Annotated in this window: 15 protein-coding genes; 10 read left to right on the forward strand and 5 right to left on the reverse strand. The window is 71.9% G+C overall.

Annotated elements, in window-relative coordinates:
* Positions 1 to 28: 28 nt before the first annotated feature.
* The 4 genes from LJB74_RS08355 to LJB74_RS08370 all read left to right on the forward strand — a co-directional run bounded on the left by LJB74_RS08355 (position 29) and on the right by LJB74_RS08370 (position 5,332).
* The gene (locus LJB74_RS08355) at positions 29 to 1,294 is read left to right on the forward strand and encodes a cysteine desulfurase-like protein (protein WP_259308093.1); all 1,266 of its coding nucleotides are present in this window, start codon (positions 29 to 31) and stop codon (positions 1,292 to 1,294) included.
* Between the two features lie 92 nt (positions 1,295 to 1,386).
* The gene (locus LJB74_RS08360) at positions 1,387 to 2,718 is read left to right on the forward strand and encodes an MFS transporter (protein WP_259308094.1); all 1,332 of its coding nucleotides are present in this window, start codon (positions 1,387 to 1,389) and stop codon (positions 2,716 to 2,718) included.
* The gene (locus LJB74_RS08365; RefSeq protein WP_259308095.1) at positions 2,715 to 4,151 is read left to right on the forward strand and encodes an aspartate aminotransferase family protein; all 1,437 of its coding nucleotides are present in this window, start codon (positions 2,715 to 2,717) and stop codon (positions 4,149 to 4,151) included. The genes LJB74_RS08360 and LJB74_RS08365 overlap by 4 nt, the downstream gene beginning before the upstream one ends.
* Before the next feature lie 221 nt (positions 4,152 to 4,372).
* Positions 4,373 to 5,332 carry a leucine-rich repeat domain-containing protein gene (locus tag LJB74_RS08370; RefSeq protein ID WP_259308096.1) on the forward strand — a complete coding sequence of 320 codons (960 nt, stop codon included), beginning with the start codon at positions 4,373 to 4,375 and terminating at the stop codon, positions 5,330 to 5,332.
* On the opposite strand, the gene LJB74_RS08375 is transcribed toward LJB74_RS08370, so the two are convergent.
* Together LJB74_RS08375 and LJB74_RS08380 are read right to left on the reverse strand one after the other, a co-directional pair.
* Entirely contained in the window at positions 5,329 to 6,579 is a 1,251-nt protein-coding gene (locus LJB74_RS08375) for a TIGR03862 family flavoprotein (protein WP_259308097.1), read from the reverse strand. The genes LJB74_RS08370 and LJB74_RS08375 overlap by 4 nt on opposite strands.
* Positions 6,580 to 6,611: 32 nt before the next feature.
* On the reverse strand, positions 6,612 to 7,043 hold the full coding sequence (locus LJB74_RS08380; RefSeq protein ID WP_259308098.1) for a DUF1801 domain-containing protein: 432 nt from the start codon (positions 7,041 to 7,043) through the stop codon (positions 6,612 to 6,614).
* 148 nt (positions 7,044 to 7,191) lie between these two features.
* Here LJB74_RS08380 and LJB74_RS08385 point away from each other — a divergent pair, with 148 nt between their 5' ends.
* Entirely contained in the window at positions 7,192 to 7,647 is a 456-nt protein-coding gene (locus LJB74_RS08385) for a hypothetical protein (protein WP_259308099.1), read from the forward strand.
* A 73-nt stretch (positions 7,648 to 7,720) separates the two neighbouring features.
* Here LJB74_RS08385 and LJB74_RS08390 read toward each other — a convergent pair whose 3' ends face one another.
* Positions 7,721 to 8,710 carry a DMT family transporter gene (locus tag LJB74_RS08390; RefSeq protein ID WP_259308100.1) on the reverse strand — a complete coding sequence of 330 codons (990 nt, stop codon included), beginning with the start codon at positions 8,708 to 8,710 and terminating at the stop codon, positions 7,721 to 7,723.
* Entirely contained in the window at positions 8,707 to 9,342 is a 636-nt protein-coding gene (locus LJB74_RS08395; RefSeq protein ID WP_259308101.1) for a TetR/AcrR family transcriptional regulator, read from the reverse strand. Before LJB74_RS08395 ends, LJB74_RS08390 begins: the two co-directional genes overlap by 4 nt.
* A 137-nt stretch (positions 9,343 to 9,479) precedes the next feature.
* On the opposite strand from LJB74_RS08395, the gene LJB74_RS08400 reads away from it, so the two are divergent.
* Complete coding sequence (locus tag LJB74_RS08400; protein ID WP_259308102.1) at positions 9,480 to 10,826, forward strand: hypothetical protein; 1,347 nt, start codon at positions 9,480 to 9,482, stop codon at positions 10,824 to 10,826.
* An 83-nt stretch (positions 10,827 to 10,909) separates the two neighbouring features.
* Here LJB74_RS08400 and LJB74_RS08405 read toward each other — a convergent pair whose 3' ends face one another.
* A complete protein-coding gene (locus LJB74_RS08405; protein WP_259308103.1) occupies positions 10,910 to 11,422 on the reverse strand; it encodes a gamma carbonic anhydrase family protein in 513 nt (170 codons plus the stop codon).
* Between the two features lie 74 nt (positions 11,423 to 11,496).
* Between LJB74_RS08405 and LJB74_RS08410 the strand changes: the two genes are divergently transcribed.
* The 4 genes from LJB74_RS08410 to LJB74_RS08425 all read left to right on the forward strand — a co-directional run bounded on the left by LJB74_RS08410 (position 11,497) and on the right by LJB74_RS08425 (position 16,928).
* Positions 11,497 to 13,749: a 6-phosphofructokinase gene (locus tag LJB74_RS08410; RefSeq protein WP_259308104.1), complete on the forward strand. Its 2,253-nt coding sequence runs from the start codon at positions 11,497 to 11,499 to the stop codon at positions 13,747 to 13,749.
* Positions 13,750 to 13,855: 106 nt separating this feature from the next.
* Positions 13,856 to 14,266, forward strand: a complete 411-nt coding sequence (locus LJB74_RS08415) for a hypothetical protein (RefSeq protein WP_259308105.1) — start codon at positions 13,856 to 13,858, stop codon at positions 14,264 to 14,266.
* A gap of 204 nt (positions 14,267 to 14,470) precedes the next feature.
* Complete coding sequence (locus LJB74_RS08420) at positions 14,471 to 15,097, forward strand: TetR/AcrR family transcriptional regulator (RefSeq protein WP_259310317.1); 627 nt, start codon at positions 14,471 to 14,473, stop codon at positions 15,095 to 15,097.
* 328 nt (positions 15,098 to 15,425) lie between these two features.
* A complete protein-coding gene (locus LJB74_RS08425; RefSeq protein WP_259308106.1) occupies positions 15,426 to 16,928 on the forward strand; it encodes an APC family permease in 1,503 nt (500 codons plus the stop codon).
* The last annotated feature ends 4 nt before the right edge of the window (positions 16,929 to 16,932 follow it).

Consider the following 16,932-nt stretch of genomic DNA (forward strand, 5'->3'; position numbering starts at 1 on the left):
GCACCGCCTCGACGTGAGGACTCGCCCGATGAACCTCGACACGACAGCCGGCAGCACGGCCGACGGCGGCCCCGGCGGTCGCGGCGGTGAGGGGCCGGCCCTGGATGTCGCCGCGCTGCGCGCGATGTTCTCGTCGTTGCAGCACGGGATCGCGCACTTCGACGCGCCGGGCGGCACGCAGACCCCGGACGCCGTCGCCGACGCGATCCGCGACGCCCTGGTGCACCCGCTCGCCAACCGCGGGCGGGGCAACCTGGCCGAGCGCAACGCCGACGACATCGTCGTCGGCTTCCGTGCCGCCCTGGGCGACCTGCTCGGGGTCGACCCGGGCACCGTGATCGTCGGCCGCAGCGCCACGGCGCTGACCTTCGAGCTGTCGCGTGCGATCTCGAGCACCTGGCGTGAGGGCGACGAGGTCGTGATCTCCCGGCTCGAGCACGACGCGAACGCCAACCCGTGGCTGATCGCCGCCGAACGCCACGGTGCCACGGTGAGGTGGGCCGACTTCGACCCGACCACCGGCGAGCTCGACGTCGACACCGTCGCGGCGCAGCTGTCCGAGCGCACGGTGCTGGTGGCCATGACCGCGGCATCGAACCTCATCGGCACCATGCCCGATCTCCCGGCGATCGCTGCGCACGTGCACGGCGTCGGTGGCCTGCTGTTCGTCGACGGCGTGCACTACACCGCCCACGAGCTCGTCGACGTCCCCGCGCTCGGAGCCGACTTCTACACCTGCTCCCCGTACAAGTTCCTCGGCCCGCACTGCGGAGTGGTCACCGGCCGGGCCGAGCTCCTCGAGGGGCTCCACCCGGACAAGCTGCGCCCGGCGACCGACGCCGTTCCGGAACGGTTCGAGCTCGGCACCCTGCCGTACGAGCTCCTGGCGGGGGTCACCGCAGCCGTCGACACCCTCGCCGGGATGGTCACCGGCTCGGGCTCCCGACGCGAGCGCCTGCGCCGTTCGATGGCGGCCGCACACCTTCACGAGGACGCGCTGCGGCACCGGATCGAGGCGGCCCTCGCCCAGCTGCCAGGAGCGACGGTGCACTCGCGCGCCGGACGCCGCACCCCGACCCTGCTGGTCACGTTCGCGGAGCGCGCCGCGGCCGACGTCTCCGCACAGCTCGCCGCAGCGGGTGTCAACGCACCCGCGGGGAGCTTCTACGCCTACGAGGTGTCCCAGCACCTCGGCCTCGGCCTGACCGGAGGCCTGCGGATCGGGCTTGCGCCCTACACCGACGACGAGGACGTCGATCGTCTGCTCGCGGCGCTGGAGTCCGCCGCGGGTTGACGTGAGCACGGCCACGGACCGGCCCGCTGGGCGGGTGCGTCGGGCAACGGTGTTCGGACACCCGCAGGCCGCCTCCGCTAGGGTCCTGCCTCATGGCGGGAACGCTCACCCCTGCAGCGCGGCGGGGCTACGGACTGGGGTCCGTGGCGACCGGCTCGTTCGCGACGGTTCCCGGACTGCTCCTGCTGCCGTACCTCACCGACCGGCTGGGCGTCGCGGCGGGTCTCGCCGGCGTGATCGTGCTGCTGCCCAAGGCCTGGGACGTCCTGCTCAACCCGGTCGCGGGTCAGATCAGCGACCGCTCGACGAACCCCGCCGGACGCCGCCGACCGTTCCTGCTGCGCGCCGGGCTCTCCCTGGCGGTGGCGTTCGTCCTGCTGTTCTGGGGTCCCACCTCACCGCAGGGGCTGGCCGCCGGGTGGGTCGTGGTCCTGTTCCTCGCGTGCGCCTCGGCCTACGCGTTCTTCCAGGTGCCCTACGTCGCGATGCCCGCGGAGATGACCGACGACTACGGCGAGCGCACCCGGCTGATGACCTGGCGGGTCACGATCCTCGCGCTCGCGATCCTGGTCAGTGGTGGTCTGTCGCCGATGATCCGCAACCAGCTCGGTCCCGTCTGGGGGTACCGCGGGGTCGGGTTGTTCGTCAGTCTGCTCATCGTCGTCGGGACGCTCGGCGCGTGGCGGGGCACGCGGCACACCCCGATGGACTCGTACGGCACCGCGGGGACGTCCTTGCGCGAGCAGCTGCGCATCGTCGCCCGGGCCCGCGACTTCCGGATCCTGCTGACCGCCTTCATCATCCAGGCGCTCGCGACCGGCGCGATGCTCGCCGGGGTGGACTACGTCGCGCGCGAGCTGCTGGGCAGCTCGGGGATGTCGACCGTGCTGTTCGTGTGCTTCGTCGGGCCGGCGTTGCTGGTCACACCGCTGTGGCAGCGGTACGCCGAGGCCCATGACAAGCGCGTGGGCTTCCTCGTCGCGTCGGTGCTCCTCGGTGGCGGTGCGCTGGCCACGCTCGGCGCCCTGCACCTGGCGACCGGTCTCGTGCCGGTGACCGTCGCGGTCATCGGGATCGGCTACGCCGGGTGCCAGATGTTCCCGCTGTCGATGCTGGCCGACATCGCCGCGGTCGACGCGATCCGCACCGGCTCCAACCGGATCGGCGTCTACACCGGGGTGTGGACCGCCGGGGAGACGCTCGGCCTGGCGTTCGGACCGTTCGCGTACGCCGCGGTCCTCGCGCTGGGCGGGTACGTCTCGTCGACCACCGGCGACGCGGCGCAGCCGGACTCGGCGCTCACGGCGATCGGGTGGGGGTTCACGGTGGTGCCGGCGGTGCTCGTCGCACTGTCGTTGTTCTTCGTCACCAGGTACGGCCTGGACGAGGCAGAGGTTCGACGAGCACGAGAGGTGGCGGCATGAGGGAATCGACGACGGGCGGGTGGTCGCGCGAGCAGATCCTGGGGACGCTCGAGGCGATGCAGGCCCACGACCTGCCCGCCCACGGTGGACGCACCCTGGCCTACGTCTACGACTCCGGGCTCGCGGAGGCCGACGCCGTCGGGCTGGAGGCGCTGGCGATGTTCGCGGCGTCCAACGGGCTGGACCCGACGGCGTTCCCGTCGCTGCTGCTCATGGAGAACGACCTCGTGGCCTGGGCCGGGCGGCTGCTCGACGCCCCCGCCGGGTTCGTCGGATCGGCGACCTCCGGCGGCACCGAGTCCTTGCTCCTGACGGTGCTCGCCGCGCGCGAGTCGCGTCCCGACATCGACGCGCCGTCGATGGTGCTGCCGACCACGGCGCACGCGGCGTTCCACAAGGCGGCCCACTACTTCGGGGTGCGACCGGTGCTCGTCGACGTCGACCCGGTCACCTTCCGCGCCGACCCCGAGGCGATGGCCCGAGCGATCGACGACACGACCGTCCTGGTGGTGGCATCGGCGCCGTCCTACGCGCACGGCGTGGTCGACCCGGTGCCGCAGATCGCGGCGGCGGCGGCTGCCCGCGGTGTGCGCTGCCACGTCGACGCGTGCGTGGGCGGCTGGGTGCTGCCGTTCCTCGACGACGCGCCGCCGTGGACGTTCGCCGTCGACGGTGTCACGAGCATCAGCGTCGATCTGCACAAGTACGCCTACACGCCCAAGGGTGTCTCGCTCCTGCTGCACCGCGACCCGGCCCTGCGGCGGCCCCAGTACTTCGCCTCGGCGAACTGGCCCGGGTACACGATGCTCAACTCCACGGTGCAGTCCACCAAGTCCGGCGGGCCGCTCGCCGCCGCCTGGGCCGTGGTCCACCACATCGGCGACGACGGCTACCGGCGCCTGGTCCGTCAGGCCCGCGAGGCCACGCTCGCGCTCGCCGACGCGGTGACGGAGATACCGGCCCTGTCGGTCGTGGTGGCACCCGACGCGACGCTCCTGACGCTGGCGACGGACGACACGTGCGACGTGTTCACGATCGCCGACGAGATGCTCGCTCGCGGATGGTTCGTCCAGCCGCAGATGACCTACCGGTCGATGCCGGCGACCCTGCACGTCACGCTGAGCGCCGCGACCGCGCCGAGCGTGCCGGAGTTCGTGGTCGCGCTGCGCGAGGCCGTCGCACAGGCCCAGGCAGCCGGACCGGTCGCGGTCCCGCCGGAGCTGGCCGGTGCGGTGGTCGCGCTGGACCCGGAGACCCTGGACGACGCCGCGTTCGACGGCCTGCTCCAGGCGGCCGGGCTGGCGGGGGTCGACGGGGACCTGGCGATCCCCGAGCGGATGGCCGCGGTCAACGCGCTGCTCGATGCCGCCCCGCCGCGCGTGCGCGAGGCGCTCCTGCTCGGTGTGCTCGATCGTCTGAGTCGTCCGGCCTGAGCGGGGTGCGGTCGCTGCGCCCGGCACGTCCGGTCGTTCGGCGCGACTCGCTCGCCCACCTTCGACCCTGCGCCCGCGACCGGAAGCGATGAGCGTCACGAGCTCGGGACCATCGGCCGTCGCGGCCCGACAGCCGACCTCCTAGCGTGGCAGCCACCCCAACTTGCGGCTCGCCCGGCGGGACCCGAGCACAGCCGCTCGGCGTCGAGGAGGACACCACCGTGGGAGTCGCGAAGATCGGCATGTCGGTTCTGGTGGGGGCGATCGTGATGGCGGGCTGCTCGGGGCCCTCCTCGAGCACGTCGGGCGGTGCGGGCGCGTCACCCGGCGGGGCCACCTCGACGGCTGCAGCACAGGGCAGGGCCGCCGACGCGACGGACCGGAACCCGATCACGTTTGCCGACCCGGTGTTCGAACGGCTCCTGAAAGCCGAGCTGGGCAAGGACGAGATCGCGCCCGCCGACCTCGTGGGGTACACCCGGGTCAACATCGCCGCCGACCAGTTCCTCCTCCTGTCCGGGAACGGACGATCACCAGGTTCGATCGTGCACTTCGGTGAGGACGCCTTCGAGTACGACGGTCAGCGCTACACCGGGTTCGGCACCATGACCACGCTGGCCGACCTCGCGTACTTCCCGGACCTCACCAACCTGCTCGTCACCCTGCAGCCAGGGATCGACTACTCGACCATCCCGGTGCTCGACCGGCTGACGCTGCTCAACATCATGCAGAGCCAGCTCACCGACATCGGATTCGCCTCCGCCGGGACGAAGCTCAACAACGTCTCCCTCGACACGAACGCGATCACTGACCTGGGCCCGCTTGCGAGCTGCACGTCGCTCACCCGGCTGGACATCAACTACAACCAGGTCGGTGACCTCACGCCACTGGCCGGACTGACCAAGCTGACGAGCCTGCGGGCCTACGGCAACCAGATCTCGGACATCTCGGCGTTGGCCCGGCTCACCGCTCTCAAGCGGATCGGGTTCTACGGGAACCAGATCTCCGACATCACCGTCCTGGCGAGCCTGCCGAACCTGACCGAGGTCGAGCTCATCAACAACCGCGTCGAGGACGTCAGCCCGCTCGCCGGGTTCACGTCGTTCGAACGGCTGGCCCTGACCGGCAACCCGGTGCGCAACCTCGAGGTGCTGGGTCACATCGAGAACCTGGAGTTCTAGGTTCTGCGGGACCCCCGCTGAGCGGCGCCACGCCCGATCCATGCCAGCGCGCCGACAGCCGCGACCACCCCGGTGCTGAACGATGCCTGCAGCAGGTAGCCGCCTGTGGGCGCCTCCCAGTCGAGCATCTCGCCCGCGACGAAGGTGCCGGGCAGCGCCCGCAGCATCAGCGACTCGTCGACCTCCGACCAGGCGATGCCGCCTGCGGTCGAGATCGCCCGGTCGATCGGCATCGTCTCGCTCACGACCACCGGTACCGCCTTGACCAGCTCGGCCGTTGCGGCGGCGTCGCCCGGCAGTGAGCCGCCGCGCGACTCCCGGATCAACGCGATCGCAACCGGGTCGAGACCGAGAGAGCGACGCAGCCAGGTGGAGCCGGAGTCCTTCGGCCGACGATGGTGCAGGCGGTCGACGAGCTGGTCCACGGTGAGATCGGGGCGGAGGTCGACCTCGAGAACACACCGCCCGTCGGCGTCGAGGGACGAGCGGATCGCGGCGCCGAGCGCGTAGACCGGACCACCTTCGATCCCGGTCCGGGTCACCATCGCGTCGCCACGCACCGATGCGCCGGGACGTCCGCGGACGGTCAGCCGCACGTGCTTGAGCGGCATCCCCTCGAACCGCCCCGCGAAGACCTCGGACCACGCGACCCGCACCCCGACGTTCGCCGGCCGCAAGGGCGTGACCGTCACGCCGCGCTCGGAGAACGGGCCGACCCAGCCACCGTCCGAGCCGAGGCGTGGCCACGACGCACCGCCGAGCGCGAAGACCGTCACGTCGGAGGTGACCTCGTGCGTTACCCCGTCGACATCGGTGAGACGGAGCGCACCACCAGGCTCCGCCCATCCCGACCATCGTTGGCGGGTCTCGATCCGCACCCCGAGCTCGCCGAGCCGTGCCAGCCACGCCCGGAACAGCGGCGTCGCCCGGAACGCCTGCGGGAACACGCGCCCGCTCGACCCGACGAACGTCGGCTCACCGAGGCCCGCGCACCAGTCACGGAGATCCTGCGGACCGAACACCGCGAGCATCGGCGCGAGCCGATCGGCCGAAGCCCCGTACCGCGTCAGCAGTCGGTCGCGGTCCTCGGAGTGGGTGATGTTCAACCCGCCGTGACCCGCGAGGAGGAACTTGCGCCCGACGGACGGCATGCGGTCGTACACGGTCACGGCCACTCCGGCACGTGCCAGCACCTCGGCGGCGATGAGCCCCGCCGGGCCACCGCCGATCACGCTCGCCGTGCTCACCTGTCGCTCGTCGTCACGGCGTGGCGCTCCCACTACTTCTTCTTGGCTGCCCGTTGGGCGAGCACGGCGGCGTTGGCCGCCACCGCGGCACGGATCAGCCGCACGAAGGCGTCCTCGTCGAGCGTCTCCCCCTCATGCAGGTCGATCGCGCGCCGCGTGTTCCCCGTGAGGCTGGAGTTGAAGAGCCGGTCCGGGTCGTCGAGGGACGCGCCACGGAAGAACGTGAGCTTCACGGCCTTCGCGTACGTCTCCCCGGTGCAGATGCCGCCGTCGTGGGACCAGACGGGGGTTCCCGGGTTCGACGGCTTCACCCACTTCCACTCCTCCTGGACGTCGGGGTCCGCGACGTGGATGAGGTCGCGGACGTGGGCGAGCGTCTCGCCCCGCCAGTCCCCCAGCTCGCGGATCCGCGCGGTGATGCTCGCGGTGGCGGCCTCGCTGTCGGGTTCGCCTGGTGACGTCATGAGCTCTCCGATCCGTGGTTGCGCGGGAGTCCGTGGCTGCGCGGGAGTCCGTGGCTGCGCGGCGACGAGCCCCACGGGCGACCGTACGACATCGCGGCGCACGCCGCCCGGATCTCAGGGCGCTCCGGCCGTCGTACGCTGACTTGTTGTGGCGACGTTCTCCTCTCTGACACGACTGCATGTTCTTCAGGCGCTCGCCGAGTACGACACCCGGGGCCCCGAGGAGTTCCTCGAGGTCTACGGCTTCACGCCGGCGCCGGAGCACACCCTCGTCCACGAGGGCCGCCACTACGACGCGAAGGGGATCCTCGGGGTCGCGCACCGGTTCGCCACCGGCAGGCTCGCGACGTCGGACGAGGTCGACAGCGGCATGCCTGGCGCCGTCGCGATCCTGCGCAAGCGCGGCTTCGAGGTGTCCGAGCCCGCATCCCGCACGATCCCCGCACGGACATCTGGCTCGGCCCGGACGTCGAGCCCACGGGCGCCCCGCACGACCGCCGCCCCGACCCGACGATCCACCGCTGTCCGCGAGGCCCCGGTCGCGATCTGCCCGACGTGCTCGATGACCCTCCCGGCGACGGGGATCTGCGACGACTGCGGCTGAGGCGCGACGGCACGACGGAGCGAGCGCAGACCCGCAGATCAGCGATGCCGGGGGTCAGTCTGGGCAGGCGCTGCTAGAGGACAGGTTCGAGCGCGCTCGACCGCACGGGGGCGTGCACGCTCTCCTCGTCCGGCTCCCGCCGCCCCGCGCCTGCGGTCAGCAGCACGAGGCTGGCCACCATGACCGCCATGCCCATCCAGCCCAGCGGGGAGAGCCCCTCGTGCAGGACCAGCACCGCGATCGCGGCGGCGACGGCGGGCTCGAGCAAGGACAGTGTGGTCGCCGTGGCGGCTGAGACCACCGCCAGCCCGCGCCCGAACAGCGCGTAGCCGAGGAACATCGGCACGACGGCCAGGTAGGCGACGGTCGCCAGGTTGTGCCCCGTCGCGAGGATCGGCGCCCCGGTCAGCAGCAGGACCGGCATCAGCAGCACGCCGCCGAGGCCGAAGACCGCCCCCATGACCGGACGGGACGGGAGACCGCGGCGCATCATCCGCACCGCACCCCACGAGTACAGCGCGTACGTCACTCCGGCCAGCAGCCCGAGCACGATCCCCCACACCGGGTGCGTCCCGGCCGCGGCACCACCGGCGCCCGCGCCTGCGGTGCCGGAACCCGAGCCCGCAGTGCCGGAGCGCGCGACCGCGAGCGCGACGACCCCGAGCAGCGCGGCGGTCGCACCGACGACCCACCTCCGGGACAGCGGCCGACGGTCCACGACGCGCTCGATGACGGCCGCGGCCACCGGCCCGGACCCGAGGGAGACGACCGTCCCCACGGCGACGCCTGCCAGCCGCATCGACGTGTAGAACGCCAACGGGTACACGGCCACCGACCCGGCGGCGAGCGCCAACGTGCGCCACTGCGCCGCGAGCTCGGCGCGGCGGGCGGTCACGACGCGGAACCCGGTCGCCGCCTGGAGCAGTCCACCGATCCCCATCGCCGCGGCACCGACTGCGAGCGACCCGACCTCCGGTGCGAGCGCCGCTGCCGTTCCCGTCGTGCCCCACAGCAGCGACGCCGCGAGGACGTACACGCTGCCGTACGTCGCTGCGCGGCTCACCGCGCGGCCTGCAGGAGCGCCGCGTCGACCTGCTCCATCGCGAGCTCGCGGACGCGGTGCAGCCGACGCGAGTCGCCCTCGAGCCCGGCCCGCGCCATGGCGCCCTCGAGCAGGAACGACAGCTGCTCGGCGAGGTCGCTGACGCGGTCGGCCGACAGTCGGTCCAGCTCGGTCAGATGCGCGGCGAGCAACCCCTCGACCTCTTCCTTGTGCCGACGCACCAGCGCGCGCCCCGGCGCGCCGACCGGGAGCTCGGCCGCCGCGTTGAGCAGCCCGCAGCCGCGGAACCCGTGCCGGTACGCCAGCTCGGCGTGGTCGATGTACGCGTCGACGACCGCACCGATCCGCTGGCGGGCGTCGGTCGTGGTGACCAGCCGGCACCGGTACAGGTCCAGCCACTCCTCGTGGCGCGCCTCGAGGTAGGCCAGGACGAGGTCGTCCTTCGAGGCGAAGTTGTTGTAGAGGCTCATCTTCGCCACGCCCGCGGCGGACGTGATCGTGTCGATCCCGGTGCCGTTGACGCCCTGGTCGTAGAAGCACTCCGCTGCGGCCGCCAGCAACCGGTCCCGGGCGGACCGGCGGCCTTCGGGGATGCCGGCCACCCGGTCGTCGACCCGTGCGCGTCCGGACATGCGGTGGCCCCGTTCTCTCGACCGCCCTCGGACGGCGATTAGGTAGATCAGTCTACCTAGAGATCACCCTCTCAGCCAGAGTCGACTTCTGCCCGTCCGGCATCTCGACATCCGACCTGGCCCCTAGCATCGGTGCCATGACGAGACGCCCCTCGGCGCCGAGCATCCCTCTCGCCCCGCCCAGGCCGGAGGGCACCGTCGTCTCGCGCCGTCGGGTCGCGCCGTCGGCCGGACGCCGTCGGCCGGTGCGCACCCGTCTCGTCGGCGTCGCCGTGGCGGTGCTCGCCGCGCTGACGGCCTGCACGGCGCCCGGCGCGACGCCGCGCGCAACCGTCGCCGCGTCGCCGAGCACGCCTCCGTCGGCTTCCACGCCGAGCCCCACCCCGACGCCCGCCCCCACGGCGCCCTCGTCGCAGCGGTCCTCGGCGTCGCCGCAGCCGTCCCCGGCGCAGCAACAAGCGCCGGTGCCAGGCTCGGCGGCCGGCGGTTCCAGCGGGCGGGCAACCCCCGGCAACCCGGCAGGCACCGCCGTCGTCCCCGCCGAAGCCCGCCCGGTCGACACGACCCACCCGGACCACGTCATCGGCACCGGCACCGCCGCGAGCTGCACCTCGGCAGCCGTCGTCGCGGCGGTCGCCGCGGGCGGGACCACCGTGTTCGACTGCGGTCCGGACCCCGTGACGATCGTCGTGGCGAGCACCGCGAAGGTCGTCAACGCCCGTCCCGACGTCGTGCTCGACGGCGGCGGTCTGGTCACGCTCTCCGGCGGCGGGACGCACCGGATCCTCTACCTGAACACGTGCGACCAGGCCCAGGGGTGGACGACCTCGCACTGCCAGGACCAGGACCACCCGCACCTGACGGTGCAGAACCTGACATTCGCCGACGGGAGCTCCGTCGGTCAGACCACCGACGGCGGCGGGGGTGGGGCGATCTTCGCGCGAGGCGGCCGACTCACGGTGCTCAGCTCGAGGTTCGTCCGCAACCGGTGCGACCCGACCGGTCCGGACGTCGGCGGCGCCGCGATCCGCGCACTCAGCCAGTACCACGGCCTGCCGGTGTACGTCGTCGGGTCGACGTTCGGCGGCGCCGCCGGTCAGGGCGGGTCATGCGCCAACGGCGGGGCGATCAGCAGCATCGGCGTCTCGTGGGTGGTGCTCAACAGCGTCATGTCCCACAACGAGGCGATCGGCACCGGCGCCAACCCAGCACGCGCCGGCACCCCCGGTGGCGGCAGCGGCGGGGCGGTCTACGCCGACGGCAACACGTTCACGGTCCGCGTCGCCGGGTCGGTGATCGAGGACAACCACGCCCGCGAGGGCGGCGGCGCGATCTTCTTCGTCAGCAACGACCGCACGGGGACGCTGAGGATCGAGTCCTCGACCCTCCGGCGCAACCCGAACGACGGCTTCCAGACGGTCCCGGGGATCTTCTACCTCGGGGCCGCCCACGACCCGCAGGTCACCGGCTCGACGGTGAGCTGACGCCGCAGGTCACCGCCTCGACCTCGATCCGGCCCACGGACCACCGTCGCGACGACGAGGTGGCACGCCGGACGACTCCCCGCTCATCCCTCCGAGCGGTAGACCGCCGCACGCGTCACGTACCGCGACGAGTTGCCGTGCAGCGCGTCGATCTCCTCGTCCGTGAGCTCACGGCGCACCTTGCCGGGCACCCCGGCAACCAGCGACCGCGGCGGGATCACCGCGCCCTCGAGGACGACCGACCCGGCGGCCACCAACGAGTCGCGCCCGACGACGGCACCCGTGAGCACCGTCGCGTTCATCCCGATCAGGCAGCCGTCCTCGATCGTGCACCCGTGCACCACCGCACCGTGGCCGACGCTCACGCCGCTGCCGACGATCGCCGGAGACCCCTGCTCGGTGTGCACCACGACGTTGTCCTGCAGGTTCGACCCGGGGCCGAGCTCGATCTCGTCGATGTCGCCGCGCAGCACCGCGCCGAACCAGACGCTCGCGTCGGCGTGCACCCGCACCTTCCCGATCAGGGACGCGTTCTCCGCGACCCACGCGGTCTCGTGCACCTCGGGCGTGCGCCCGGCAAAGGAGAGAAGGACCATGTGGCCCACGTTAGTTGGCCCGGCGCACCCTAGGCTGCTGCGAGACCCCCACCGCTGCGAACAAGGGATCAGACATGGGCACTGCAGCGCCCGAGGACGACGGGACCGCGCGCCCGCGGACCGCCATCGCCGTGCTCACCTCCGGCGGTGACGCCCAGGGCATGAACGCCGTGGTCCGCGCCGTGGTGCGAACCGCGATCGGTGCCGGGGCCGACGTCTACGCGGTCTACGAGGGCCTGCAGGGTCTGGTCGACGGCGGCGACCGGATCAAGAAGGCCGACTGGGGCTCGGTGGGCTCGATCCTGCACCGTGGCGGAACCGTGATCGGGACGGCCCGCTCGGCGGACTTCCGTCAGCGTGACGGCCGGCTGAAGGCTGCACGCAACCTCGTGCAGCACGGCATCGACCGGATCGTCGTGATCGGAGGCGACGGCTCGCTCTCGGGTGCGGACCTGTTCCGCAGCGAGTGGACCGGGCTGCTCGCCGAGCTCGCCGACCGTGGCGAGATCACGGTCGACCAGGCACAGCAGCACACGCACCTGATGATCGCCGGCGTCGTCGGCTCGATCGACAACGACATGGTCGGCACCGACATGACGGTCGGCGCCGACACGGCTCTGCACCGGATCGTCGAGGCGATCGACGCCCTCGCGAGCACCGCGGCGAGCCACCAGCGGTCGTTCGTCGTGGAGGTCATGGGCCGGCACTGCGGCTACCTCGCCCTGATGAGCGCGATCGCGGGAGGCGCCGACTACGTGCTCATCCCGGAGAACCCGCCCGCCGACGGCTGGGAGGACGAGATGTGCGCGCGGCTGCGTGCGGGGCGCGCGGCCGGTCGCCGCGACAGCATCGTCGTCGTCGCCGAGGGGGCCCGGGACAGGTCCGGGCAGCCGATCACCAGCCAGGGTGTCCGGGACCTGCTCGAGGAACGCCTCGGCGAGGACACCCGCGTCACGATCCTCGGTCACGTGCAACGCGGTGGCACACCCAGCGCGTACGACCGATGGATGCCGACGCTCGTGGGACACGCCGCGGCGATGGAGGTCGTCGACGCGGGACCGGACAGCGAGCCGCAGCTCATCGGCGTGCACAACAACCGGGTGCACCGGACCCCGCTCATGGAGGCCGTCGAGCGCACCCGGGAGATCCCCCGTCTGATCGACGCCGGCGACTACGAGGGGGCGATGGCCGCACGGGGGTCGTCGTTCACCGAGATGGTGCGGGTGTTCCAGGGCATCGCCCAGGTGGCGCCGACGGACGTGCCGCCGGGGGCGCGCATCGCGATCCTGCACGCCGGCGGGCTGGCGCCGGGCATGAACACCGCGGTGCGCGCCGCGGTGCGGTTCGGTCTGTCCCGCGGGCACACGATGCTCGGCGTCCGTGGCAGCTTCCAGGGCCTGATCGACGGTCACGTCAGCGAGCTGACCTGGGGTGACGTCGAGGGTTGGGTCGGCGTCGGTGGTGCGGAGCTCGGCACGAGCCGCGCGGTGCCGAGCGTCGAGCAGTACTACGCCGTGAGCCGTGCGCTCGAGAACCACGGCATCGAGGCGCTCCTGGTGATCGGCGGGCACAGTGCCTACGAGGCCACCTACCGGATGCTCCAGGAACGGGACCGCTACCCCGGGTTCCAGGTGCCCGTCATCTGCCTGCCCACCACGATCGACAACAACCTGCCCGGGTCGGAGATGACCATCGGCACCGACACGGCGCTCGGCGAGATCGTCAGCGCGGTCGACCGGTTGAAGCAGTCCGCGATGGCGTCGCGCCGGTGCTTCGTGGTCGAGGTGATGGGGCGCTACTGCGGCTACCTCGCCTTCATGGGCGCGCTGTCCGTGGGCGCCGAGCGCGTCTACCTGCACGAGAACGGCGTGCGCCTGGCCGACCTCACGGCCGACGTCGCCGAGATGGTCGAGAGCTTCGCCGCGGGCCGACGGTTCCACCTGGCGATCCGCAACGAGGCCGCGAGCGTCGGGTACACGACGGACTTCCTGTGCCAGCTGTTCGCGGAGGAGTCGGGTGGTGCGTTCGACGTGCGCCCGATGGTCCTGGGGCACCTGCAGCAGGGCGGCAACCCGTCGCCGTACGACCGCGTCCATGCGACCCGGCTCGCCGCCTACTGCGTGGACTGGCTCTCGGGCCAGATCGTGGCCGGCAAGCGCGAGTGGGGCTTCGTCGCGCTGACGGATGGCGCCCTGTCCACGGTGCCGCTCAAGACCATGCCCGACCTCGTCGACATGCAGTTCCGCCGGCCCATCGACCCGTGGTGGCTCGAGCTCCAGCCGATCATGGGTGCCCTCGCGACGGAACCGGCGGAGGACGGGCGCTGAGCCTCGGGCGAGGCGCCAACACCACCCACGAGCGGTACCGCGGAGGACCGCGAAGTCGTTGACATCCTGCGTGTTCGCGCCCATGGTGCACGGGGGGGGTGAACGCGTGGCATCGATCCGCTGGACCTGGGGCTCGGAGACCTACGTCGCCGTCGTCGCCGCGTGTGCCACGCTGGGGCTCACCGGGCTCACCGGGCACACGGCGTGGCCGGTGCTGCTCGCCGCCGCGATCTCCCTCCCGGCAAGCGTCGTGACGCTCCCCGGCTACTACGTGGTGTACGCCCTGCTCGGGCTGGTCCCTGGAGCCAACCCGTCGAGCAGCTCGGGATCCGGGTCCGCCGACGCCGGTGGGCACCTGACCTCCGCCTTCCTGACCGGCACCCAGGCGACCTGGTTCACGCTCACCACCGCTGCTCTCGGGGTCCTCCTGCTGACCGCCGGGGCGGTCGTCAACGTCGTGCTCGTGCGGGTGCTGGTCGCTCGGCGGCGCGGCCGCGACGACGGCGCGCCTCGCTGAGCGGTCCGCGCTCAGCGGATCCACGGCGGATGGCGTCCGCACGTCACCGGGCCAGCAGTCCCAGGTCGGGTCGCGCACCGGCGGTAGCCTGACCAGGCGGAAGACTCGGCCGTCGGTGAGCGTCGCCGCCCGGGCGCTGGCAGCAGGCGGGCCCGACGGAAGGCACGTGCCGGGTCTCGACCGTCAGGAACGGGAGTGGAGACGATGGACGAGGCGCGCACGCCCACCCGCGGCGAGAGCCCGCGGCCGCGGACGTCGACGGGCGAGCGCAAGCGCGAGCAGATCCTCGATGCGTCCGTCCGGGTCTTCGGGACCGGTGGCGCGGCCGCGGTGACCCACCGCGCGGTCGCGAAGGTCGCCCAGGTGCCGCTCGGCTCGACGACGTACTACTTCACCGACCGCGACGACCTCCTGCTGCAGACGATGGCTCACGCCCGCGCCGCCGAGGCGATCCGCCTCACGTCGATCGTCGACGCGCTCGACGAGACGCTCACGGTCGACCGTGCGGTCGTCGTGCTGACGGAGATGTTCTTCGACAAGACGGTCGCGGACCCGCTGTACGACCTCGCGCTGTTCGAGATGTTCATGGAGGCGACGCGGAACGTGACGGTGCGCGAGGAGGCGCGCGAGTGGTCACGGATGATCGGCGTCCTCGTCGATCGTGTGCTGCCGCCGAGCGACCCCGCGCTGCCCCGCGAGGCCGTCGTGCAGATCGTGGCGTGCCTGGTCGACGGGTTGATGCTCGAGGCGGTGTCGAACGGCGAGCTGACCGTGGCCGACCTCTCCGAGCGGCTGGCCCTCGTCGTCCGACGCCTGTGCCCCTCGGCCTAGGCGCCCCGCCGGGCCGCACGGCCACACGCTCGGGACTCTCAGCCCGCTCAGCCCGTACGGCCGCGACCTCAGGGCGCCGCGCCAGCCCGGCCGTACCCCAGGGAGCCCTTTCCCGACCCGCCGATCTCAGGCGGATCTCACCGGCGGGACATTGGTCCCTGGGCGCCTCCGTCGCGACATGTACGTTTGTACAGCATCGAAGGTTGTACGTTTGTACACATCGAGATGCGGCGCCGACCGGCAACGCTCGGCACCGCGATCCCGGCTCCTGTACGGCGCACGACGTCCGAGCACCCCGTCCCGCGGTACGCGACGCAAAGGAGCAGCAATGACCGTGCAGACCGACAGGCCCCCGACCGGCGAGCGAGCCACGGGCCGCCCGACGTTCCGGATGTTCGACATGGTGCTCTTCTCCGTGGCGGCGATGCTGCTGCTCTCGCAGCTCACCGTGACCGCCGCCGTCGGGCCCACCGCGATCTTCTGGACCGTGGCGATCATCATCGTGTTCTTCGTGCCGTACGGGCTCGTGACGAGCGAGCTCGGATCGGCCTACCCCGACGCGGGCGGCATCTACGCCTGGGTGGTCCGCGCCTTCGGGAACCGCTGGGGCAGCCGCGTCTCCTGGTGGTACTGGCTCAACGTGGGACTCTGGGTCCCGAGCGTGTACCTGATGTTCTCCGGCGCGATCTCGTCGATGTTCTTCGGCGGCAACCTGAACTTCTGGGTCCAGGTCACCATCACCGTCACGCTGATCTGGATCAACTTCTGGGTCAACATCCGCAGCCTCAAGACCGGGACCTGGGTGTCCAACGTCGGCGCCGGCATCACGATCGCCGTCATCGTCGCCCTCGCCGTCGCAGGCGGCATCTACGCCTCGGCGCACGGCTCCGCGACCTCGTGGACGACGAGCAGCATCATCCCGACCGACGCCCTCCCGGCGTTCGTCGCGGCCCTGCCGATCATCATCTACAACTTCCTCGGCTTCGAGCTGATGTCCTCCGCGTCGACGCAGATGGAGAACCCCAAGCGCGACGTCCCCCGGACGATCGCCATCGCGGGCGCCCTCATCGGCGGCTTCTACCTGATCGCGACGGTCGGCATGCAGCTGATCTTCCCGGCCGACAAGATCTCCCAGACCACCGGGCTCGTCGACGCGCTGCGCCACGGCTTCGGCGACTCCGGGATCGCGAGCACGGTCGTCACGATCCTCGGCATCGGTGCGTTGTTCTGCTTCTTCGCGAGCCTCGTGCCGTGGACCATCGGCGCGAACCTCGCTGCCGCCGAGGCCGCCCAGCAGGGCGACCTGCCGCCCATCTTCGGGAAGACCCACGCGACGCGTGGCACCCCCGTCGGCGCGGCGCTGCTCTGCTCGATCGTCGGGACGGTCTTCACCGTCGGCTACGCCGGCCTGTTCTCGCTGACCGGTGGCGCGATCGACGACGTCTTCTGGAACCTGTTCGCGTTCTCGTCGGTGATCTTCCTGCTCCCCTACATTGTGATGATGCTGGCGTTCGGCAAGCTCCGCCGCCTCGACCCGAACCGGCCGCGGCCGTACCGGGTCCCGGGCGGCGCCGTCCTGACCTGGCTCATCACGTGGGTGCCGACCATCCTCCTCGCGGCCGCGGCGGTGTTCTTCGTCTGGAACCCGTACGACTTCTCCTTCGCGGTGACCGGCTCGATCCTCATCGGCCTGGCCGTGACGGTCGGGTTCCAGGAGTACTTCTGCCTCAAGTCGCCCGAGTGGACGCGCCTGCGTGCCCTCGAGCGCGGCGAGGACCCTGACACCGTGCGCCAGTTCGCTGACGTCGCCGTAGCGTCCCTGGAAGGTTGACCCT

The organism is Cellulomonas sp. P24 (genome assembly GCF_024704385.1).
In the GTDB taxonomy this organism is placed as follows: domain Bacteria; phylum Actinomycetota; class Actinomycetes; order Actinomycetales; family Cellulomonadaceae; genus JAJDFX01.